21 protein-coding genes are annotated in these 23,083 nt (G+C 49.3%); 12 read left to right on the top strand and 9 right to left on the bottom strand.

The window, feature by feature from the left end:
- Window positions 1–167 precede the first annotated feature (167 nt).
- Window positions 168–1,100, top strand: coding sequence for a lysostaphin resistance A-like protein (locus ACO0K3_RS07695; RefSeq protein ID WP_422983400.1), 933 nt, complete (start codon window positions 168–170; stop codon window positions 1,098–1,100).
- A gap of 198 nt (window positions 1,101–1,298) precedes the next feature.
- On the opposite strand, the gene ACO0K3_RS07690 is transcribed toward ACO0K3_RS07695, so the two are convergent.
- The 3 genes from ACO0K3_RS07690 to ACO0K3_RS07680 form a co-directional block, all read right to left on the bottom strand.
- The gene (locus ACO0K3_RS07690; RefSeq protein WP_422983398.1) at window positions 1,299–1,772 is read right to left on the bottom strand and encodes a VOC family protein; all 474 of its coding nucleotides are present in this window, start codon (window positions 1,770–1,772) and stop codon (window positions 1,299–1,301) included.
- 165 nt (window positions 1,773–1,937) lie between these two features.
- Entirely contained in the window at window positions 1,938–2,291 is a 354-nt protein-coding gene (locus ACO0K3_RS07685) for a DUF1428 domain-containing protein (protein WP_422983396.1), read from the bottom strand.
- 202 nt (window positions 2,292–2,493) lie between these two features.
- The gene (locus ACO0K3_RS07680; RefSeq protein ID WP_422983394.1) at window positions 2,494–3,699 is read right to left on the bottom strand and encodes a glycerophosphodiester phosphodiesterase; all 1,206 of its coding nucleotides are present in this window, start codon (window positions 3,697–3,699) and stop codon (window positions 2,494–2,496) included.
- Between the two features lie 140 nt (window positions 3,700–3,839).
- Here ACO0K3_RS07680 and ACO0K3_RS07675 point away from each other — a divergent pair, with 140 nt between their 5' ends.
- Window positions 3,840–4,445, top strand: a complete 606-nt coding sequence (locus ACO0K3_RS07675) for a DUF6624 domain-containing protein (RefSeq protein ID WP_422983392.1) — start codon at window positions 3,840–3,842, stop codon at window positions 4,443–4,445.
- Window positions 4,446–4,477: 32 nt separating this feature from the next.
- Here ACO0K3_RS07675 and ACO0K3_RS07670 read toward each other — a convergent pair whose 3' ends face one another.
- From ACO0K3_RS07670 to hrpA, 3 genes are all read right to left on the bottom strand, one after another.
- On the bottom strand, window positions 4,478–5,062 hold the full coding sequence (locus tag ACO0K3_RS07670; protein WP_422983390.1) for a response regulator: 585 nt from the start codon (window positions 5,060–5,062) through the stop codon (window positions 4,478–4,480).
- A gap of 460 nt (window positions 5,063–5,522) precedes the next feature.
- Complete coding sequence (locus tag ACO0K3_RS07665; protein WP_422983388.1) at window positions 5,523–6,119, bottom strand: DUF4231 domain-containing protein; 597 nt, start codon at window positions 6,117–6,119, stop codon at window positions 5,523–5,525.
- 114 nt (window positions 6,120–6,233) lie between these two features.
- Window positions 6,234–10,391 (bottom strand): ATP-dependent RNA helicase HrpA, encoded by a 4,158-nt coding sequence (gene hrpA, locus ACO0K3_RS07660; RefSeq protein ID WP_422983386.1) that lies wholly within the window; start codon window positions 10,389–10,391, stop codon window positions 6,234–6,236.
- 24 nt (window positions 10,392–10,415) lie between these two features.
- On the opposite strand from hrpA, the gene argA reads away from it, so the two are divergent.
- The 4 genes from argA to ACO0K3_RS07640 all read left to right on the top strand — a co-directional run bounded on the left by argA (window position 10,416) and on the right by ACO0K3_RS07640 (window position 14,160).
- Window positions 10,416–11,726 (top strand): amino-acid N-acetyltransferase, encoded by a 1,311-nt coding sequence (gene argA, locus ACO0K3_RS07655; protein WP_422959800.1) that lies wholly within the window; start codon window positions 10,416–10,418, stop codon window positions 11,724–11,726.
- A 38-nt stretch (window positions 11,727–11,764) separates the two neighbouring features.
- Complete coding sequence (locus tag ACO0K3_RS07650) at window positions 11,765–12,037, top strand: oxidative damage protection protein (protein ID WP_422956161.1); 273 nt, start codon at window positions 11,765–11,767, stop codon at window positions 12,035–12,037.
- Window positions 12,038–12,160: 123 nt separating this feature from the next.
- The gene (locus ACO0K3_RS07645) at window positions 12,161–13,522 is read left to right on the top strand and encodes a cache domain-containing protein (protein ID WP_422983384.1); all 1,362 of its coding nucleotides are present in this window, start codon (window positions 12,161–12,163) and stop codon (window positions 13,520–13,522) included.
- Window positions 13,522–14,160, top strand: a complete 639-nt coding sequence (locus ACO0K3_RS07640) for a response regulator transcription factor (protein ID WP_422983382.1) — start codon at window positions 13,522–13,524, stop codon at window positions 14,158–14,160. Before ACO0K3_RS07645 ends, ACO0K3_RS07640 begins: the two co-directional genes overlap by 1 nt.
- A 227-nt stretch (window positions 14,161–14,387) precedes the next feature.
- Here ACO0K3_RS07640 and icd read toward each other — a convergent pair whose 3' ends face one another.
- Window positions 14,388–15,641, bottom strand: coding sequence for an NADP-dependent isocitrate dehydrogenase (gene icd, locus ACO0K3_RS07635; RefSeq protein ID WP_262835780.1), 1,254 nt, complete (start codon window positions 15,639–15,641; stop codon window positions 14,388–14,390).
- A 206-nt stretch (window positions 15,642–15,847) separates the two neighbouring features.
- On the opposite strand from icd, the gene ACO0K3_RS07630 reads away from it, so the two are divergent.
- The 3 genes from ACO0K3_RS07630 to ACO0K3_RS07620 all read left to right on the top strand — a co-directional run bounded on the left by ACO0K3_RS07630 (window position 15,848) and on the right by ACO0K3_RS07620 (window position 17,385).
- The gene (locus ACO0K3_RS07630) at window positions 15,848–16,423 is read left to right on the top strand and encodes a pseudouridine synthase (RefSeq protein ID WP_422983380.1); all 576 of its coding nucleotides are present in this window, start codon (window positions 15,848–15,850) and stop codon (window positions 16,421–16,423) included.
- A gap of 118 nt (window positions 16,424–16,541) precedes the next feature.
- A complete protein-coding gene (locus ACO0K3_RS07625; RefSeq protein WP_422959804.1) occupies window positions 16,542–16,751 on the top strand; it encodes a hypothetical protein in 210 nt (69 codons plus the stop codon).
- Between the two features lie 190 nt (window positions 16,752–16,941).
- A complete protein-coding gene (locus ACO0K3_RS07620) occupies window positions 16,942–17,385 on the top strand; it encodes a DUF192 domain-containing protein (protein WP_422983378.1) in 444 nt (147 codons plus the stop codon).
- Window positions 17,386–17,568: 183 nt separating this feature from the next.
- Here ACO0K3_RS07620 and rpsT read toward each other — a convergent pair whose 3' ends face one another.
- A complete protein-coding gene (rpsT, locus tag ACO0K3_RS07615) occupies window positions 17,569–17,832 on the bottom strand; it encodes a 30S ribosomal protein S20 (RefSeq protein ID WP_262835777.1) in 264 nt (87 codons plus the stop codon).
- 289 nt (window positions 17,833–18,121) lie between these two features.
- On the opposite strand from rpsT, the gene ACO0K3_RS07610 reads away from it, so the two are divergent.
- Both ACO0K3_RS07610 and ACO0K3_RS07605 read left to right on the top strand, forming a co-directional pair.
- Entirely contained in the window at window positions 18,122–18,718 is a 597-nt protein-coding gene (locus ACO0K3_RS07610; protein WP_422983376.1) for a GNAT family N-acetyltransferase, read from the top strand.
- Between the two features lie 35 nt (window positions 18,719–18,753).
- A complete protein-coding gene (locus tag ACO0K3_RS07605; protein ID WP_422983374.1) occupies window positions 18,754–19,923 on the top strand; it encodes a vWA domain-containing protein in 1,170 nt (389 codons plus the stop codon).
- A gap of 44 nt (window positions 19,924–19,967) precedes the next feature.
- Here the strand turns inward: ACO0K3_RS07605 and ACO0K3_RS07600 are convergent, their stop codons facing one another.
- Window positions 19,968–20,795 (bottom strand): response regulator, encoded by an 828-nt coding sequence (locus ACO0K3_RS07600; RefSeq protein WP_422956169.1) that lies wholly within the window; start codon window positions 20,793–20,795, stop codon window positions 19,968–19,970.
- Window positions 20,796–20,990: 195 nt separating this feature from the next.
- Between ACO0K3_RS07600 and ACO0K3_RS07595 the strand changes: the two genes are divergently transcribed.
- On the top strand, window positions 20,991–22,982 hold the full coding sequence (locus ACO0K3_RS07595) for a DNA topoisomerase IV subunit B (protein ID WP_422983372.1): 1,992 nt from the start codon (window positions 20,991–20,993) through the stop codon (window positions 22,980–22,982).
- Window positions 22,983–23,083: the final 101 nt, after the last annotated feature.

Raw genomic sequence — 23,083 nt, 5'->3', positions numbered from 1 at the left:
GACTACCTGATAACCTCTGCAAACTGTTCCCTGAATTTTGCAGTTTGTCGCAATGCGCTTGTTTGCGATGCGGGGTGACGATACAGTCCTTTTCATCGACAACTACTATTCTCTCGGGCCTCATCCAGACTTGATCCAAGCCTCACTGATACCTGACAGATCACATCATGACTACCAACGACACCAACGTATCTACTCCCATTGCAGACACGATTGCAGGCAACGTGACAGCCCCTTCGGCAAGCGCGCCAGCGATCTCATTGGGGCGACGTATTGTCGAGTTTCCGCTGACGCGTATTGTGCTGGCGGTGTTTTGTTTTCTGGTGCCGTTCTTGATAATCCAGGCAGCTTCGTCAAAATTTTTTGATGAGAAGTTGTATACCAAGATCGGTCAGTTATGCGGTGCCTTTATCGGGTATGGTTGTTATGTCTGGTATGTGCGCAAAGTTGAGAGGCGCTCAGCGCTTGAATTGTCGTTGAAGGGTGTCGTGAGTGAATTCAGCACCGGCTTTGTGCTTGGCGGGGCAATGGTCTGTATGACAGTGGGTGTGATTGCCTTGCTGGGTGGATTTCAGATCACGGCAAAATCGCCCTGGAATGTGATCATGATCCCTTTGCTGACGCATCTGACCATCGGCATGGTCGAGGAGATGCTGTTGCGCGGGGTGTTCTTCCGCGTGGTGCAGCAATCACTGGGAAGCTGGCTGGCGTTGCTGACATCGGCGGTGGTGTTCGGTGCGATGCATCTGGTGAATGACAATATTACTGTCCTTGGCTTTGCCAGCATCACGGCAGCCGGATTGTTGCTGGCGGCGGCGTTCATGGTGACGGGCAGACTGTGGTTATGCGTTGCGATGCATGCGGCCTGGAATTTTTTTCAGGATGGTATTTTTTCGGTATCGGTATCGGGACATCCGGCACGCAATGGCTTGTATATCGGCAAAATGAATGGACCTGACTGGCTGACCGGCGGTGCATTTGGTATCGAGGGATCGGCAATTGCGCTGGCTGTGGTGGTGCTCGTAACGCTGGCGTTACTGGCAATGGCAAAACGCAATGGTCGCATTGTGCTGCCGTTTTGGCAGCGTGCTGGCAGCTAAAAAATCCTAAGTTTTTTCAAGGTTTTAGAAGTTTAAAAAGTTTAAAAAAAGGGAAAAACTATCCTTATTCGCAGAACTCATTTTAAACTGTACAACGCTATCCGCAGCCTCCATGCGGCCTGCAAGCCAGAATTGGTCTGAAAGGCGCATGGGAATTGCGTATTAAGTTGGTACTTTATGGTACTTCAGGCTCTGTATTTATTCGCCGCGATACGCTTGCTCTAACGCGGCAATATCGATCTTGCTCATCGCCATCATCGCTTGCATTACACGGGATGACTTGGCAGCGTCGGGATCATTCAGCATAGCGATCAGCGGGCGCGGAACGATCTGCCATGAGAGGCCGAATCTGTCCTTGAGCCAGCCGCAGGCACCGGGGCTGCCGCCTTCGCTGAGCTTGCTCCACATCATGTCGACCTCTGTCTGATCCTGACAATCCACGCTGAGTGAAATCGCCTCAGTGAACGGAAATTGTGGCCCGGCATTGAGGGCAATAAATTCCTGCCCCTCTAGCTCAAAACGCATGGTCAGCACTTTACCGGCAAGCGCAGGCATGGCGTCGCCATAACGGGATACTTCGTGAATTTTTGCGTTACTAAAAATACTGAGGTAATGATGGACGGCTTCTTCGGCGTTGAAGTTGAACCAAAGGCAGGGTGTGATTTTTTTCATGAATTGTCTTCACTGTTTATCTGACGTTGACTGACCAATTAGATTATCGATTGGATTAGTCGATTGGATTGCCGACTGGAGTACCGGCTAGTCATGTTGCCGCTACACACATGGATTAGTCACTGTGCTTGGGGTGGCGACTGCGCCTATTGCGGCTTATTTAGATTATCGGTTCACGAGAACTTCAAATCCGCCAAAGATCATGCGCTTGCCATCAAAGGGCATGGGAGTGACCGCAGGATCGAAGCGCGGGTCTTTCATGAGTTGGTCCCAGGCAGCGTCACGGACTTCTTTGGATGGCCAGGTCATCCACGAGAACACGACCGTTTCATCAGGCTTGCATTGGACTGCCATCGGGAACGAGGTCAGCTTGCCCTCGGGTACGTCGACGCCCCAGGTTTCAACGTAATGGAGGACGCCTGCTTCTTTAAAAATTGCCGCAAATCCTTCGGAATATTTTTTATATGCGTCGCGATTGGCGGTAGGTACCGCGGCGACAAATCCATCTACATAATGCATTTTTATCTCCTGAGTCGTTATTCGTATTTTGCTATGCTGCAAAATCTGACTGGCATCGTTTGACACCGTTGATCTCTGTCTATCGCGGCATAGGAAATGGGATACTACGCCTTAATCAGAGCGTCGCCAACTGAGGAGCAGAGGCAAAACAGGACCGCTATGCACTTGCACGACGGTCCTGTTATGCATCAGATAGCCAGGATTAACGGCCGGTCTCTTTCAGATAATCTGCGCGCGCAGCCAGTGCCGTGTCGGCGAAATCTGAAAACATCCCATCCACGCCGAGGCGGAAAAACTGCATATATTCGGCCTTAGGATCGCCGTTGTAATTCGCGGCGAGACGACGCTTTTCGTTGCGGAAAGTGTAAGGATGCAGCAGCAAACCTGCTTTATGCGCGTCGCTGATCAGTGTGCTTGGTGCGAGGGTTGTGGTGTCGGCATCATTGATTTTGCCATCGCCGTTGACGTCAACAATTTTGCCATCGGCACCTACCGTGCCCTTGACGCTGACGATGTAACGCTTCCACGGACCGATGCCGTCTGCATAGGTTTTAATCTCGGCCAGACCGGCTGGCGTCACCATATCGCTGAATAATCTTTTATCGCCGGACAAAGCCCAGTCATACGGACGATCGTACGGTGCCGCATAGGTCAGCGCGCCGGTCTTGAGATCGACATCATCGGCATCAATCAGTTGAATCAGCTTGGTGTTCAAGCCTTTTTTACGCATCTCTTTCAGGCTGCCCGGCTCAAAAGACTGTACATAGATCGGTGCAGTTTTATCGTTCCAGCCAGCCTTGTTGATCAGGTCGATGAGTTTGTCTTCCAGTGGCAAACCCAGAGCGCGGTGATAGCTGGGGTTCTTGGTTTCTGGATAGACGGCAATCGTGCGTCCGGTGTCTTTGCTCTTGGCTTTGACCAGATCAATAATCTCCTGAAAGCTGACAATTTTATACAGACCATTGTATTGTTGCGGACGTTCTGCATCGGTAGAGATGCCGCCCAAGGTCTTGATCTCTGCAAACGTAAAATCACTGGCGAACCAGCCTGTCTGCACTTCACCATCGACGCTCATGGTTTTTTTACGTGCGGCGAATTCCGGATGTTTGTCGATGTCAGTGCTGTACGCCAGATTAGGATCATGCCGGGCGATCAGCACGCCGTCTTTGGTCGATACGAGATCCGGCTCAATCGCATCAGCGCCGAGCTCAATCGCTTTGACATAGGCTTCATAAGTCTCTTCGGGCAAATAACCCGAAGCACCGCGATGCGCCACCACAATCGGTTTGTCACCATTGAGTGTGAGCAAAGGGGCAGGACTAGAGCCGCCACATGCAGCGAGCAAGACCGTGGCAGAACAGGCTAAGGACAAAGGCAAATAGGACGACAAGGAACGTGAAGGCAACATGGGAATCTCTCAGTTGAATGGAACTGAGAAGATATAAGTTGTGTATGACGGGGTGATGACAAAAAATACACATCAACTACTGTTTGCGAATAAACTGTCAAGATAAAATAAGCGACGCACAATTTTAATAAGCCAAGAAAATGATTCACTTTTTAACGAGCAGATGTTCAGCCCATGCACTACTTCTACTTTTTATTCTTTGCCTGAATTTAACTGGAACAGAGCAAGCGTGCGCAACAGACCAAAAAGCTGAAATAACAACAGAGCTAATCTCCTTGTTTCAGCAGGATCAAGCTGTTCGCAAAAATCTAATCGCTAACAATCCAAGCACGATAGAAAAAATGCTCTCTACAGATCATTACAATGCAGAACGATTGAATAAGATTATTCGCCAGATTGGCTGGCCATCAGAAAATAAAGTCGGGATAGAAGCAAGCAAAGCTGCCTTTTTTATTGCTCAGCATGCCATCAATGATCGTCCACTGATGGAACTCGCTTTAGTGAACCTGGAACATAGTTTTAAGTCAGGTGAGCCGTCAGGAAAATATTTTGCGATGATGTACGACAGATTGAAATTATTAGACGGCGAACCGCAAAAATATGGCACACAAATCATACGTAACAAAAATTCTTGTAGTGTTTATTTATTACTAGATAAAGAAAAAGTTAGTTTATATCGGGAAGAAGCAGGTTTCCAACAAGACTTAGATTCTTACCAAAAAGAAGTGTGCGAACGACCAGAGTAATTGACTTTTCAGGAAGTAATAACCAGATACAATTAAGTAGCGGCGAGATGCTGTCGCTTACGCAAAGTCGCCAGCGCCTCAACACGTTTTAATAATTCCCTGTCGTTCCAGGGTTTTTTAAAGATGCCATACAGGCCCTGGTACTCATGCACCCTCGCCTGCAACTCATCATGGCCTGTGATCGCAATGATGGGCATGTCCTCAGTGTCGATACCGCCCAGCACGGCGGCGATGAGCTCCAGACCGTTCATGTTGGGCATTTCTAAATCCGTGATCAGCACCGCGAAAAATTCTTGCGCCATTTTATGCATCGCCTCGACACCATCGACCGCAAGTTCGACTTTATAGCCTGCGTTATCAAATAGTTTGCCGAGTTTGGCGCGGGCGACTGCAGAGTCATCGACAATCAGGATGCGGGTACGGGTGTCTTGGGGCGGCGTCTCTGGTTCTGGTAAAGATATTGGTAAAGCGGGCTCGTGGTTTTTGCCACGGCCAAATACGATCAGCACGACGAATAGCACTAATGCGATGGCAATACCCAGCGGCAAAAAATAATCGCTCAAGACGTGATACACCTGCGCGCTCAAGTTGACCAAAGGCGAGAGAGTGGTGCTCATACGGCGTGCATTTTAAAAAGAGACGTCAGCATAGAGGTGACAATTCAGCAAAATAAGGGAGAAATCTTATTCTAATGTTATTTTTTGACTTGACCGTGATTCTTTTACCAAACACGCCACAAATAGTGCGCTTGGTGTAGATGAGCAAGATTGACCTGGGCAAACATCTTGCGATCGTCTTGCTGAAATAGGGTAGAAAAAACTGCGCTGCGCCATATCCAACAGCCTGAAGAGCCAATGCAAAGACAATCCGGTTATCCGCATAAGGAATGCTTTTATATGATACTCCTACCCAGTATATTTTTTATCCGCAATAGAATAAAGCGGATAAAGGCATATTTTACTTATAAATAGGGGGAGTATGTGTCTCTATTAGCATTCATCAAGTCGGCCATCACACTCCCCGGCGAGGACGCTTGAACTTTGAGGACATCAAGCGGAACTGGTGCTGGCACAACGCTTAGTCAGTTACCGGACTGGAACTGGTTTTGGGCGTTGTCGATTTCAATCCGTCTTTAAACGCCTTGGTCCATTTTTCTGTTTCTTTTTTGACGATGTCGTGACGGTGTGTCGAGACGCGCAGGAGTTCGGCTATGCAGATCGTGGCGTCAGGCGTGGCAGATTGGTTTAGTGATTGGCTCAGCGACTGGTTCAGGGATAGCTGCAGCCAGTGCAAGCTAAACTCTTCACGCAAGCGCTCCAGTTCTTGCTGTGCCAGCACAAACCGCATCCAGGCTTCGGCATGACCATAAAGTTTTTCATAGGCGTACAAACTTGCGGTCAAGGCGATGAATACCGACGTCCACAAGGGAGAAATCGTCCATCGGTCCGATATTGCCATCTGCGAGAATGACGGCGTAATCGTCGCCAGCCCACCGCAGACGATCATCGCTACACGCAGCCAGCGGGCGCGCCAGCCGCGGGATTCGCTTTCTTTTTGGTACCAGTCGATGGATGCATTGAGTTCTGCCATCAATTGGCGCTTCGCATCCTCTATCCGGCTTTCGGCACTTTTATTGATGTCGATAGCCGTCAGTTTATTCGCTGAATTATCCATCGTCTCCCTTATCTGTTACGTCTATTTTTACGCTATCAGTCTGACTGCAATGCTTGAATATATAACTATTCAAATGTGAGGACGCGTAAATGCACCGCTCTATGCCATCAGCGGTCAGCGCTGCATACTTTCCCACACCTTCTGCAAACGTTTTACGGATACCGGCATTGGCGTGCGTAATTCTTGTGCGAATAAGGACACACGCAACTCTTCTAGCAGCCAGCGGAATTCCGTCAACTTAGGATCAGCATCGTTTCCAGTTTTACGCGGCGTGCGTTGCCATGGCTGTGCGACGCTATTCCATTCCGTCAGTGATTTCGCATCACGCGCCGGATCGGCACGTAATTTTTCCAGACGCACGGTAATCGCTTTCAGATAACGGGGGAAATGCGATAACTGAGTAAAGTCATTCTCCGCGATAAAGCGTTTGCCGATCAGTTGTTGCAACTGGGTTTGTATATCGCGCTCTGCTGCGGCATGGGCTTTAATGCCTTGAAGTTTTTTCGGCAGGCCGTAATACTCGCCTAGAATTTGCGCGGCGAGACGGGCGATTTCGTTCGCCAGTAGATTTAATCTGCCCTTGCCTTCTTCGCGGCGCTTATTAAATTCACCGGAATTGGTTGGCAGCGGATGTTGCAAACAAGCGCGCTCCAGCGCAGTCTGAATGATCTGATCACGCAGCTCTTCCTGCGAGCCGAGGGCCATAAATTGCATGCCCATTTGCTGCAAGCCGGGGATATTTTTTTCCAGGAACTTGACTTGCTCTTTCAACTGCAAAGCAAACAGGCGCCGCATCCCGATGCGATGCACACGGGCCGCTTCATCGGGATCATCGAAGACCTCGATATGACAATGCGTGAGCTTATCGACCAGTGCCGGATAACCGATCAGCGTTTGTTTGCCCTGCTGAACTTCCAGCAGCTCTGGCAATTCATCAAAGGTCCAGGCAGTCAGATTCTCTTGCAGCTTCGCCTGCTGTGATGCGGATTGCGTGACAGCAGCGCGATTTGATGCCGGATTGCGAGACGCATCTGACGAATGAGACTTGGCATTGGTTTGCTGATTTGCCTGCTTACTGGTTTGTCCGGCAGTTTGGTTTGCTGTTTGCTTCGTAGTTTGATTAGCAAGCTGCGCCCCGGAGTCAAGCAACGCCAGTTTTTCGGCAGAGGCGATCCGTTGAAAACTCTCTCTGGCCTGTCCGCCGAATTCGGCACGCAAGCTTGACAGATTGCGTCCCATATCAAGCTGACGACCGTGCTCATCAACGACTTTAAAATTCATCGTCAGATGGACGGGCAGCGTCTCAAACTTGAAGTCCGTCGTCTTACAGTGCAAACCCGTTTGTTCCCGGATATCGGCAATCACGACATCCAGCAAATTCCCTGTACTGAACTCATTGCGCTCACAAAAACCTGCGGCATACTCCGGCAACGGCACGCAGTGGCGTCGAATTTTTTGTGGCAAGGACTTGATCAGCAAATGCACTTTTTCTTTCAACATGCCTGGCACTAGCCATTCGCTGCGCTCTGCCGATACTTGATTCAGTGAAAAAAGTGGGACGCTGAGCGTGACACCATCACGCGGGCTGCCGGGTTCGAAGTGATAACTGAGTTGCAATGCGACGCCGCTCACTTGCATGGTTTTCGGGAACAGATCTGTGGTGATGCCGGCCGCTTCGTGGCGCATCAATTCATCTTTGTTCAAGTACAGCAGCTTAGGATTTTCCTTGATGGCGTCCTTATGCCATTGCTCCAGCAAGACCGCGTTATAGACGTCAGCGGGGATATGCTTATCGTAAAACGCGGCAATCAATTCATCATCGACTAGCACATCGAGGCGACGTGACTTGTGCTCCAGATTTTCAATCTCACGCACCAGCTTTTGGTTATGGGCAAAAAACGCTAAGCGAGTATCCAGCTCGCCGCCGACCAGTGCATCACGGATAAAAATTTCACGCGCTTCGGCAGGATGTGTCAAACCATATTGAATGCGGCGCTGGCTATACACCACTAAGCCATATAAGCTTGCCCGCTCGAACGCAGAGACTTGTCCTGTGCGTTTTTCCCAGCGTGGCTCACCATAGGATTTTTTGAGTAAATGAGCACCGATTTTTTCCAACCATTCTGGTTGCAACTGGGCGATGCAGCGGCCATACAAACGTGTGGTATCCACCAGCTCTGCGGCCATCACCCAGCGTCCTGCTTTTTTGGCTAAAGTGGAGCCAGGCCAGATATAAAACTTGATCGCGCGTGCGCCAAGATAATGGGCTTCTTCATCGGACTTATAGCCGATATTGCCGAGTAAGCCCGTGAGCAATGCCGTGTGCAATTGTTCATAGGTGGCTGGTGCTTCATTCATGCGCCAGCCCTGCTCCTTGACGATTGTCAGCAACTGGCTATGCACATCGCGCCACTCGCGCAAACGCATTTGCGAGAGGAAGTTCGCACGACAGTTGTCTTGCAACTGGCGATTAGTTTTTTTGTGCTCTATCGCATCTTCAAACCATTTCCAGATTTTGAGATACGAAGTGAACTCGGATTTTTCATCGGCGAATTTTTTATGGGCGAGATCGGCGGCGGCTTGCGCTTCCATCGGGCGATCACGCGGATCTTGCACCGACAAAGCGGCTGCGATGATCAGCACTTCACTCAGTGCCTGATTGTCACGCGCCGCCAGAATCATGCGTCCGACACGCGGATCGAGCGGCAATTTAGCGAGCTGCTTACCAGTCGGCGTGAGTTGATTACCCTCATCCATCGCACCTAATTCTTGCAGCAACTGATAGCCATCAGCAATCGCCCGACCGGGTGGTGGCTCGATAAACGGGAAACTTTCTACATCCGTCAAATGCAGGGACTTCATCCGCAGAATAACGGCAGCTAAGGATGAGCGCAGAATTTCTGGTTCGGTAAATTTTGGTCGCTGGATGTAATCAGTTTCTTCGTACAAGCGTATGCACACACCCGCAGCGACACGGCCGCAACGACCAGCACGCTGATTCGCGGCTGACTGCGCAACTGGTTCGATCTGAAGTTGTTCTACTTTGTTGCGATAGCTGTAGCGCTTGACGCGTGCCAGGCCGGTATCGACCACGTAACGAATACCCGGTACTGTCAGCGATGTCTCTGCGACGTTTGTCGCCAGCACGATGCGACGCGCATTGCTGACTTTAAAAACACGCTCTTGCTCTTGTGCTGACAGACGTGCGAATAGCGGCAAAATCTCGACATGATCGGGATGATGCTTGCGCAAGGCTTCGGCAGCGTCACGGATCTCGCGCTCACCTGGCAAAAATACCAGCACGTCACCAGAACCAACCCGACACAATTCATCAACCGCATCCGTGATCGCTGTCATCAGGTCGCGCCCTTTATCCTTGTCATCTTCTTGCACAGGGCGATAGCGCACCTCAACCGGATACAGGCGACCGGATACTTCAATCACCGGTGCTAGCTTGGGTTCTGGACCGCCGGGATTGGCAGAATCGTCTGCAAAATGATTGGCAAAGCGCTGCGCATCAATCGTCGCCGAGGTGATGATAATTTTCAGATCACGGCGCTTGGGTAATAGCTGTTTGAGGTAACCGAGCAGGAAATCGATGTTCAAACTGCGCTCATGCGCCTCATCGATGATGATGGTGTCATATTGCCTGAGCAGCGGATCGGTCTGCGTTTCTGCCAGCAGAATACCGTCGGTCATGAGTTTGACCGACGCGCCTTTGGTCAAGGTATCGGTAAAACGCACCTTGAAACCGACATGTTCACCGAGCGGCGAATTCAGCTCTTGTGCAATCCGTTTAGCAGTCGATGAAGCGGCAATACGGCGCGGCTGCGTGTGCCCGATCAGACCCTTCTGACCACGCCCCAGCTCCAGACAAATCTTTGGTAACTGGGTCGTCTTGCCTGATCCGGTCTCACCGCAAACAATAATGACCTGATGCTTTTGCAAAGCCTCGGCGATTTCGGCACGCTTGCCCGATACCGGCAATTCTTCGGGATAAGTAATCACAGGCGGCGGATTGCGAAACGGTAGCGCACGTTCAGACGGGGCATTTGTCCCGATTTGCGCAGATTTTTCGGCTACCTTTGCCGCTGGTCTGGTTGAGCTACCAGGTTGACGCGCCTTGTCAGACGGGCCGCCTGGCGCGGTCGCAGCGGGCTTTTTCGCCTCCTCAGCCTTGACTTGTTGCGCCTGACGCAGGCTATCACGCAATTGACGTAAATCAGTCGTGGCTTTTTTGGGAGAATTTTTGGATGAATTATTAGCAGACATAGCGGAGCGCATTATAATCTGCCCATGGAAAATCCTGTTCAATTCGTTCAATGGCTGCGCTCGGTCGCGCCGTACATTCACGCCTTCCGCGGTAAAACCTTCGTGGTGGCCTTTCCCGGCGAACTGGTGATGGCTGGTGCCTTGCCGGTGCTGGCGCAAGATCTGTCGCTGTTACATGCTCTGGGCATCAAGATTGTGATCGTGCACGGCTCACGCCCGCAGGTCGCAGAACAACTGGCTTTGCGCAATGTCGAGGGTAGTTTTCACAATGGCGTCAGGATTACGGATACGGCAGCGCTCGAATGCTCAAAGGAGGCCGCCGGCGAATTACGGCTCGATATTGAGGCTGCATTTAGCCAGGGCTTGCCGAACACGCCCATGGCGCATTCGGCGATCAGGATTATTTCAGGCAATTTTGTGACTGCAAAGCCAATCGGTATTGTGAATGGCGTAGATTTTGGCCTGACAGGCATTGCACGCAAGGTCGCCTATGAAACGATTCATGCGATCCTGAGCGCTGGCAGCCTGGTCTTGCTGGGGCCGCTGGGTTTCTCACCAACGGGTGAAGCGTTCAATCTGACGATGGAGGACGTGGCGGTCGCTACGGCAACCTCATTACGCGCCGATAAATTGATTTTCATCAGCGAGACACCGATGATGGTGGATCAGGATAATGATGAAATACGCGAGTTGTCCTCGGTTCAGGCGGAGCAAGAGATCAAGGCAAATTATCTGCCACCGGATTCGGCTTTTTACCTCGAACACGCGATCAAGGCGTCACGCGCTGGTGTGCCTCGTGTGCATATCGTGCCATACCAAATGGATGGCTCAGCGCTGCTGGAATTATTTACCCATGATGGCGTCGGCACCATGGTCAGCCACGAAAACCTCGAAAGCCTGCGCGAGGCAACGATTGAGGACGTCGGCGGTATTATTAAACTGATCGAGCCGCTGGAAGCCGATGGTACGCTGGTCAAGCGCGGCCGTGAACTGATTGAGCGCGAGATCAACTATTTCTCCGTCATTGAGCATGATGGGGTGATCTTTGGCTGCGCGGCGCTGTACCCTTTCCCGTTTGAAAAAATGGCTGAGATGGCCTGTCTGACCGTCAATCCTGATGTACAGAGCCAGGGAGATGGTGAGCGCATTCTCAAGCATATGGAAAAACGTGCACGGCGCGCGGGCTATCATTCGCTGTTTGTGTTGACGACCCGTACTGAGCACTGGTTTCTGAAACGCGGCTTCGTCAAGGCATCTGTCGATGATCTGCCAAAAGACCGGCAAAAAATGTACAACTGGCAGCGTAAATCGCTGGTCTTGATTAAGCAGTTATAATCTGGGACGTTATTTCAAAGATTGATAGGAGTTTTACCATGGCCCGTACGGTCCACTGCATTAAGTTAGATAAAGAAGCTGAAGGTTTAGATTTTCCTCCGTATCCGGGTGAACTCGGCAAGAGAATTTATGAGAGCGTGTCCAAAGAAGCCTGGGCAGGCTGGCTGAAACACCAGACGATGCTGGTCAACGAAAATCGCCTGAATCTGGCGGATACACGTGCCCGTAAATATTTGGCAACGCAAATGGAAAAACATTTCTTTGGCGATGGTGCAGATGCAGCCTCCGGCTACGTGCCACCAACCGAATAATGGAATACCTGACGTAAAGCGATACAAGCAAGAAAAGAAAGCCTCGTCCGTCACGAGGCTTTTTCATTTTTTAATAACCGCTCTGACTTTCACCCTACTCATACAGAAACACGCACTAGCCACATGAAGCTGCGCTATAAAATCATCATGTTTGCGATCATCCCGCTGCTGTTATCGTTTGCGGCGATTGCACTTGCGGTTTTTTATCAGACCAGCCTGCTTGCGCAACAGCAGCGCAATACGGTCGAGCAAGCCTATCTGGCAAGCAAAGAAACTGAACTGAAGCATTATGTGAACCTAGGCGTGGCGGCAATTTCTCATCTGTATAACGCCCCCTTACAAAATGCAGCAACACAAGAAGAAGCTAAAGCCATTTTAGCCAAGCTCGATTTCGGCGATGATGGCTATTTCTATCTGTATGACATGCAGGGCAAAAATCTGATGCATCCGCGGCAAAGCGATCTGGTCGGTAAAGATCTCTGGAATTTGACCGATCCCGAAGGCAATTTCACCATTCGCAGACTCATTGCGAAGGCGAAAGAAGGCGGCGGTGCCGTACGCTATTTATGGGAAAAACCATCGACGCATAAGGTGGCACCTAAGCTAGGGTATGTCGTTGCGCTGGATCGCTGGGGCTGGATGCTGGGCACCGGCATTTATCTTGATGACGTCGATAATGCATTGAATAAAATCGATGCCCAGAATACCAAGAACAGCCAGAGTACGATGTTCTGGATTACCAGTATCGCGGTGATCAGCGCCTTATTGATTGCGGTCTCTGGCCTGGTATTAAATATCAGCGAATCACGCGTAGCGGAGGCCAAGCTAAAAGCCCTGGCACAAAGCGTTGTGCGCTCACAAGAAGATGAACGCGCGCGCCTGTCACGCGATCTGCATGACGGAATCAGTCAGTTACTGGTCTCGATCAAACTGCAAATCGAATCTGGCATCGCCAAATTAGGCTTGCCTAAAACAGAGACAGAATCAGCCCGTGTGTCCTTCACTCGTGCCACCTCACAATTAAATGAAACATTGGGAGAGGTACGACGGATTTCCCATGATTTACGCCCTGCCATGCTAGACGATCTGGGACTGGCGGTCGCGTTCGAGCACCTCGCGGAAGAGTTCATGGAAGACACCGGCTTACCTGTACGGCTGCAAATCACAGGAGACATTAGCGGCCTCCATGATGTCAGCAACACGGTACTGTTCCGTATCGCTCAGGAAGCCTTAACCAATATTCACAAACATGCACGCAATGCCTCGCAAGTCGATATCGACTTATCGGGTGATCAGCGCATGGTGAATCTCATCATTAGCGACAACGGTGGCGGATTTGACGTACCCGGTATCGCCAGCCACCCGAAACATGGTATTGGCCTGAGCAATATGCGCGAACGTCTCGCCACCGTGAATGGTCAACTAGCCCTGCATTCGGATGCCAGCGGCACCCGGGTCAGCGCCCTGATTCCAAGGAGTATGTAATGAATATGCAGCAAACAACGGTGCCTCGCGTCATTAATTTATTACTAGTCGACGATCATCCTTTAGTCCGGGATGGACTCAAAGCACGTTTGGAAACTATTTCCCATTTTCATATCGTAGGCGAAGCGGGCAATGCAGAGGATGCGCTTAGTCTTGCCGCAAAACTAAAAATTGATTTGATTCTGATGGATATTAACTTGGGGAATGTGAACGGCATCACACTGACCTCACGCTTTGCCAAGGAATATCCGAGTATTTCAGTCATTATGTTATCGATGCACGAAAAGGCAGAATACGTATCTCAGTCCATCCAGGCCGGAGCAAAAGGCTATGTACTGAAAGGAGCGCCAGCAGAAGAGATTATTACCGCGATTGAAAGCGTCATGTCCGGTAAAAATTATTTCAGTTCAGGACTGCAAAATCAGGCAACAGCGGCAAGTCCCTTGCAAACTCTGACGCAAAGAGAGCAATGTATTTTAAAAAGTATTGCGACCGGTAAGTCGAATAAGCATATTGCACGCGAGCTCGGCCTGAGCGTTCGCACAGTAGAAACGCATCGGCTAAATATCAAACGTAAATTGCATATTGAAGGACAGGCAGATTTAATACGCTTCGCGCTGAATCAGACCGTGCTGTGATTGGTAAGTTGTGTGGCTGAACATAGCCATTTGCAGCTTGGATTGAAGATGTCGCTTTACGTTTTTTCGAGCGACGCGTGCCATGCAGATTAATTTAGTAAATTAACTGGCATCATTCTGTCGGTAATCATTACGTCGGTTACGTTAATTACGTCAGTTGCACAAATAAAAAGCCGGTTCAACATCAGTGAACCGGCTTTTTTGCTAAACAAGCAAAGACGCTGCTATTACATGTTTTCGATCATGACATCACCAAAACCTGAACAAGATACTTGTGTAGCACCTTCCATCAGACGGGCGAAATCGTAAGTCACTTTCTTGACCGTGATTGCTTTTTCTGTCGCGCTGATCAGCAGATCAGCGGCTTCCAACCAACCCATGTGACGCAACATCATTTCAGCGGACAAGATCAATGAACCTGGGTTCACATAATCTTTACCAGCGTACTTCGGTGCTGTTCCATGAGTTGCTTCGAACATGGCAATAGAATCGGATAAGTTAGCACCTGGAGCAATGCCGATACCACCAACTTGTGCTGCCAGCGCGTCGGAGATGTAATCGCCGTTCAGGTTCAGTGTCGCAATGACGCTGTACTCATTTGGACGCAACAGGATTTGCTGCAAGAAAGCATCAGCGATGGAATCCTTAACAGTGATTTCTTTACCTGTTTTTGGATTTTTGAATTTGCACCATGGACCGCCATCGATCAATTCTGCGCCGAATTCTTTTTGGGCCAATGCATAAGCCCAGTCACGGAAGCCACCTTCGGTGTACTTCATGATGTTACCTTTGTGAACGATGGTCACGGATGGCTTGTCATTGTCGATTGCGTACTGGATTGCTTTACGTACCAGACGCTCTGTACCTTGACGAGATACTGGTTTCACACCGATACCGGAAGTATCAGGGAAACGGATTTTTTTCACGCCCATTTCATCTTGCAAGAACTTGATCAGTTTTTTGACTTGATCAGAGCCTTCTGCGAATTCGATACCGGCATAGATGTCTTCTGAGTTTTCACGGAAGATGACCATGTCAGTTTTTTCTGGCTCACGCACTGGTGAAGGGACGCCTTTGAAGTAACGTACCGGACGCAAGCAGACATACAGATCCAGCTCTTGGCGCAAAGCGACGTTCAGGGAGCGGATACCGCCACCGACTGGTGTCGTCAATGGGCCTTTGATGGAAACGACGTAGTCTTTCAGGACTTTCAGCGTTTCTTCCGGCAACCAGACGTCTGGGCCGTATACTTTGGTCGATTTTTCGCCAGCATAGATTTCCATCCAGCTGATTTTGCGCTTGCCGCCGTATGCTTTAGCTACGGCTGCATCCACCACTTTGATCATAACTGGGCTGATATCAACGCCGGTGCCATCGCCTTCGATGAAAGGGATGATTGGATTGTCTGGAACGTTCAATGAGAAATCAGCATTGACGGTAATTTGTTTACCTTCAGCGGGAACTTTAATATGTTGATACATCTTTTTCTCCGTAGATTTGGGCGATTTAGCGGGTCGCGCTTCGCTCATAACAAGTCTTGTCTGCCTCTATATAAATGCAGGTAAATTTACTCTTATATAAGACACAAGACTACCATTTCGTATTATGCACTAGTATTTTACTAGATGCCATAACTTTACAGTACCGGGATCTACACCTTCCGGACAACGCAGATTATCATAGCGCCATGAATTTGATATTACTCAACAAACCTTATAACGTGATGTGCCAATTTTCTGCGCATCCCTCTCGCCAGACACTGGCTGACTATGTGGATGTGCCAGGGGTTTACCCCGCGGGTCGCCTCGATGCGGATAGTGAAGGACTTGTATTATTGACGGACGACGGTAAATTGCAGCACGCGATCAGCCATCCAGATCTGAAACAGGCTAAAACCTATTTAGTTCAGGTCGAGGGCAAACCGGATGCCGCCGCTTTGGAGAGATTGCGCAACCCGCTAGATCTGGGCGACTTTATTACTAAGCCATGTGAGGTGAAGCATATTTATCCACCGGAATGGATCTGGGACAGAAACCCGCCAATACGCCATAGGGAAGATATTCCAACCAGCTGGTTATGTATCAGCTTAACCGAAGGCAAAAACCGCCAGGTCAGGCGCATGACTGCTGCGGTAGGTTTGCCCACACTGAGATTAGTACGCAGTGCCATAGGCGGTTTTTCTCTGGAAAATCACCCGCTAATGCCCGGCTCATGGATCAAAGTAGATCCAAATGCACTAAAACAAGACAAATACGGTAAATAATTTTGAGTATTTCTGGACAAATTAAAAATATCTGTCAACCTTGCCCTGGAACACTGCGTTGTTCACCATGATTCGATTGAATCGCTACCCCAAACTAAAATATTGAAGGATGTACAAAATGAAAAAATTGATCGCCGCTCTCGTTGCTGGTCTGTTTGCTTCTGCTGCTTTTGCTCAAGCACCAGCTCCTTCTGCTAAAGCGTCTGCGCCAGCTGCATCTGCAGCCGCATCGGGTGACGCCTCTGCCAAACCAGCAAAAAAACATAAGAAGCATAAAAAAGCTAGCGGCAGTGCAATGGCCTCCGGCGAAGCCTCTACGTCTAAATAATATTTACAGCTCTCAAAAAGGCAGGATTTCCTGCCTTTTTTTGTTTCTAAAGTGTATCTGCAAAAAAAGAATATCTGTCTGCGTAGTACACTAACACTTTCAAAAACATAGCCACTTCCTTACTTGCTCTGTAAGACACCAGAAGTTCGGCTCACTATTCCTCATACTCTATTCGTGTTTTGACACTTTTATGACAATCTCCAGCCTGCGCAAATTTACTGTTCTTACCTTACTCTCCTTGACTAGCGCTTACGCTAGTGCACAAACCAGACTCCCGATTAAACAATTATCGATTGGCATTAATGTGATTCAGGCAGAAGTCGCTGCAACCGACGCAGATCGCCAGCAAGGCTTGATGAATAGAACCCGGATGGGTGCAAGCGAAGGGATGGTATTTGATTTTGGCGCTCCGGCAGGCGTCTGCATGTGGATGAAAAACACCTTGATACCGCTTTCCGTTGCCTTTATTGATAGCGAAGGCAAAATAGTGAATATCGAGGACATGCAACCAGAAACAACTGATTCGCATTGCGCAAAAAAGACCGTACGCTACGCACTGGAAATGAATCAGGGATGGTTTAAACAGAAAAACGTAAAGCCAGGCACCAAAATAGACGGATTACCTTTGCAATAACACGATATGGCGGTGAGTCCGCCAATCTGTTCACAAACGCCACGTATTGAGTATTCCATGTATTAAATGTATTAAACATTCATAATCTGGAATAGAAAAACAAAAACCGCAATACATGATTGCGGTTTTTTATTCACTGCTTTTTAATTGTGATCTTCATCAGATCACAAAAAACTTAAATAATTAAGCTAAAGCTTTCAAAGCGGAAGCCAGACGGCTTTTATGACGTGCTGCTTTGTTTTTGTGAATGATGTTTTTGTCAGCAATGCGGTCAATCGTTGAAACTGATGATTGAAAGATTGTTGCAGCAGCAGCTTTATCACCTGCTTCAATCGCTTTGCGAACAGCTTTGATTGCTGTACGCAGCGTTGAACGCTGGCTGGAGTTGTGTGCATTTTGTTTTACTGCTTGACGAGCACGCTTGCGTGCTTGTGCGGTATTTGCCATGAGATTTCCTAAACGTGGTCAAGAGCGACGGGTTCAAAGTGACCTCACAAGATTGCCACGCCGCATAATTCTGTACAGCTTTGCAGTATAACTGCTTTTTTTTTAGTTAGCAAGTATTGTACAAAACGATTATGTCAATTTGCTAAAATCATTTCCAGCTAGCAAAAATATAGTGAATTTGTTGTATTCGTCATCATAATCAGGAATTGTATCTGTTCCCATGCCAAAAATATCGGAACACTAGAAGCTGTTATTCAAGGCCGCTTTCACCATCAAGGACTTACTCTATATGCAACCCAGTTCATTCACCCTGCAAGGCCATCACGTTAGCCTGGAACCCTTGTCCCAGCAGCACTTGCCGGAAATTCAGATGGCTGCCGCCGATGGCGAATTATGGAAGCTCTTTTTCACCTCAGTTCCTCACCCTGACAATGCACAGAATTGGTTGAATATCGCCTTGGAAATGCAGGAACAAACCAAAGCTATTCCGTTTGCAATCCGAGAAAAAGCGACGGGTCAGATTGTCGGCTCCACGCGCTACTGCAATATCGATCATAATAATAAACGCTTGGAAATCGGCTATACCTGGTACGCACAACGTGTACAGCGCAGCGCAATTAATACCGAGTGCAAACTGCTATTACTAACGCATGCCTTCGAACAATTTGGCTGCATCGCCGTAGAATTCCGTACTGACTGGTTCAATCATCGCTCGCAAGCGGCAATTGAGCGCCTAGGGGCAAAGCGCGACGCTGTTTTACGTAATCATATGATTTTGCCAGACGGGCGGGTCAGAGATACGGTGGTGTACAGCATCATTGAAAACGAGTGGCCAGGTGTAAAACAGAATTTGCAGTACATGCGCGACAAATACCAAGCGAAGTAAACCGCTGACAATAAACTTATTTGCAGGAGCAAGCCGTGCTGATCGATTTTTTTTATACGCTGAAAGATGCAAAAATTCCTGTCTCGATCAAGGAATTTCTAATGCTACTAGAAGCTCTGGACGAAGGCTTGATCAGCATGTCCATGGATGACTTCTACTTTCTCTCACGTACGATTATGGTCAAGGACGAAACGCACTACGACAAATTCGACAGAGCTTTTGGTCTCTACTTCAAGGGTATCGATACTATCTTTGAGAAGCATCCGGAAATTCCGCTGGAATGGCTGACCAAGCGCATGGAGCGCGAACTCAGCGATGAGCAGAGAGCTGCGTTGGAAAAATTTGGCTACGACAAACTGATGGACCGGTTGCAAGAACTGCTCAAGGAGCAAAAAGAACGTCACGAAGGCGGCAGCAAATGGATAGGCACTGGCGGCACATCGCCCTTTGGCAATGGCGGTCAGAATCCAGAAGGTATACGCATCGGCGGGAAAGGTGGCAATCGCACGGCAGTCAAGGTCTGGGAGGCCCGTACCTTCCGCGATTATGACGATGAACGGGAACTCGGCACCCGCAATATCAAAGTTGCCCTACGTCGTCTGCGTAAGTTTGCCCGTCACGGTGCCGAAGATGAACTGGCACTGGATGCCACAATTAAAGCGACGGCCAATAATGCCGGCTATCTCGACATCAAAATGCAGCCCGAACGCAAAAATAACATCAAGGTGCTGATGTTGTTGGATGTCGGTGGCACGATGGACGATCATATCGCACGTACTGAAGAATTATTTTCCGCAGCGAAAACCGAATTCAAGAATATGGAATTCTTTTATTTCCATAACTGCGTGTATGACTATCTATGGAAAAACAACCGCCGTCGCAATGCAGAAAAATTCCCGACCTGGGATGTATTACGCAAATACACACCCGATACCAAAGTCATCTTCGTCGGCGATGCGACGATGAGTCCGTATGAGATTTTGCAGGCTGGCGGCTCGGTTGAATACAATAATGACGAAGCCGGTGCCCAGTGGCTGCAACGTTTTACCTCGACCTTTCCTAAATTTATCTGGCTGAATCCAGAACCGGAAGGCTTATGGCAATACCGTCAATCCGTGTCGATCATCAAGCAACTAATGAACAACCGCATGTTCCCGGTCACGATAGAGGGCTTGGAAAGAGGTATGCGCTTATTGAGTAAATAAGCGCACTGGCATGATAAATAACTCCGTCTGAGTGCTAAGGGAGCCTACATCAGGCGCAGAAATTTTTTGATCGTTGATAAGACCAGTGTGCGAGATAAGGGTTTATTTAAAAAACCGTCGCAATTCACGCTGAGCGCAAAATCCTGGTTGTAAACATAAGTCTTATCGATCAGGAAAATGACGCTGGTTCTGCGGTCATGATTCTGCTCCTTGAGCGAGCGGCACAAGCCATAAGGATCAATATCCGGCGTTGACGTATTAATCATCGTCATCGCATATTTATACTCTGCATCCAGCGCCAGCGCATTCTCAGCATCATTGGTCATACCGACAGGTATCCGATAACGATCCATGATGCCAGCGACATAATCGCGAAAACGCATGTCCTTGTCGATGATCAGGATCCCGCCCTTAGGAGGGGCGGTACTGCGCATTTTTTTATACACCTCGGGATCGGTCAGATCGAAATCAAGACGCTCGCGGCGACGGCGCTCAGGAACGGCGACCTCACCATAGGCGCTCAGGGTCGTCAGCAACAACTGACGCTCGTCGACCAGCTCATCGAGAACATCAAATAATTTGCGCCAACGGATAGGGCGAGGCATGACGGCATACGGCAAGCTCACTTTAGTCTTGCCAATCAGCAAGACTGGCTGAGCGTTGCCCGGATTAATATCCGACAAGGTCGCCAGTGCCTTGATATCCTCGGCATTCACGATAAACAGATCGGGATCTTGCAGGCTGCCGTCCTTGAGGCACAGATAGCGATACCCCTTCTCGCGCAGAACCGCAAGAACACTGGAAAAAGTATCTTCTTCTTTGGGTAAAAATCCAATCAGTCGAATAGCGATCGTAGGAGATTTTTGTGACATCGTTTATCCATCAACACATTGCAGCTACAATAGCCGCAAATGAACAATCAGGGGAAGTAGCTTTACAGCAGTATCTTGCATCTGTTGTTCAAAAAAATGATTGCCAGAATACAGTGAAATCTTACAAACACCTGTAAATTTTGCGAAATAGTACCTAATTTTCAACACAAGCCACAACTCAAACGTATTTATTGCATGGCCACTAAGAAAAACACCACACCTTCCGACTACAGCGAATCATCCATCCGTGTCCTTAAAGGACTGGAACCGGTCAAACAAAGACCCGGCATGTACACCCGTACTGAAAACCCTTTGCACATCATTCAGGAGGTGATCGACAATGCGTCGGATGAAGCACTGGGTGGCCATTGTAAAAACATCGTTGTAACACTCAACGCTGACAACAGTGTGACGGTCGAAGACGACGGTCGCGGCATTCCTGTCGGCTTACACCCCGAAGAACAGGTGCCGACGGTAGAAATCGTCTTTACCCGTCTGCATGCTGGCGGCAAGTTCGACAAAGGCAGTGGCGGCGCATATGCGTTCTCCGGCGGCCTGCACGGCGTCGGTGTTTCTGTCACCAATGCGCTCTCCACCCGGTTAGAGATCACGGTCTGGCGCGAAGCGGGCTTGCATAAACTGACTTTTGCCCATGGCGATGTGATAGAACCGCTGACATCCGAGCCTATTGGTCGTGGCGACAAAAAAAGCGGTACCCGTGTCTCGATCTGGCCTGATGCCAAATATTTTGACTCACCGAATATCTCGCAAACAGAATTGCAGCGTTTGCTGCGCTCAAAGGCAGTATTACTGCCAGGCGTCAAAGTCACCCTGATCAATACCAAGACCGGTGACACGCAGACCTGGCAATACGATCAGGGTCTGCGCGGCTACCTGACCGAAGCCTTAACGCAATCCTCGCACGCAGAACCGTTAATCCCTTTATTTGAGGGCGAACAATTTGCAGGCAAAGACGCTGACGGATTTGCCGAAGGCGAAGGCGCATCCTGGGTCGTCGCATGGACAGAAGAAGGCGCACCGGTACGCGAATCCTACGTAAATCTGATCCCGACACCGGCTGGCGGCACCCACGAATCCGGGTTACGCGAAGGCTTATTCGGTGCGGTGAAAAGCTTTGCTGAAATGCACTCACTGTTACCGAAAGGCGTGAAACTATTGCCTGAAGACGTATTTGCCCGCGTCTCTTTCGTGCTGTCTGCAAAGGTACTCGACCCGCAATTTCAAGGCCAGATCAAAGAGCGCCTGAACTCACGTGACGCCGTGCGTCTGGTGTCCTCATTTACCAAACCACCGCTAGAACTGTGGCTAAATTCACATGTCGATCTCGGTAAAAAACTTGCTGAACTCGTCATCAAGCAAGCGCAGTCGCGCCTGCGTTCAGCACAAAAAGTTGAAAAGAAAAAATCTTCCGGCGTTGCCGTGCTACCCGGCAAACTGACCGATTGCGAATCAAACGACATCACCCGCAATGAACTGTTTCTGGTCGAAGGTGACTCTGCTGGCGGTTCGGCAAAAATGGGCCGCGACAAAGAATTCCAGGCAATTTTGCCTCTGCGCGGCAAGGTGCTGAACTCCTGGGAATCCGAGCGCGATCGTCTGTTTGCCAATAATGAGATTCATGATATTGCGGTCGCTGTCGGTGTTGATCCGCACGGCCCCAACGACAATCCCGACCTATCGAATCTGCGTTATGGCAAGATTTGCATTCTGTCCGATGCGGACGTTGATGGCTCACATATTCAGGTATTGCTGCTGACACTATTCTTCAGACACTTCCCGAAATTGATAGCACGCGGTCACGTCTGCATTGCTCGCCCTCCCCTGTTCCGTGTCGATGCACCGGCGCGCGGCAAAAAGCCTATTCAGAAGATATATGCACTCGATGCAGGCGAATTAATTGCGATTGAAGACAAGCTGCGTAAAGACGGTGTGAAAGATGGTGCCTGGTCGATTTCTCGCTTTAAAGGTCTCGGCGAAATGAACGCAGAACAATTATGGGAAACCACCATGAACCCGGATACCCGTCGCCTGCTACCGGTTGCGCTAGGCGAATTCGACCAAGCTTTTTCTGAAGCACGTTTCAATATGCTGATGGGAAAAGGCGAAGCAGCTGCCCGCCGCGCTTGGCTGGAAGAGCACGGCAATGAGGTAGAAGCAGATATTTGACGTTCACGTAAAAAAATAAATGGAACGCCCAATGATTTAGAGCCTCTCAAGGCGAAAATGGCTGAAAACCCGCATGAATATTGCGGGATCTGTTTCAGAAA

This window comes from Undibacterium sp. Rencai35W (assembly GCF_049340185.1).
Classification (GTDB): domain Bacteria; phylum Pseudomonadota; class Gammaproteobacteria; order Burkholderiales; family Burkholderiaceae_D; genus Undibacterium.
This window is presented reverse-complemented; position numbering and strand designations above follow the sequence as displayed.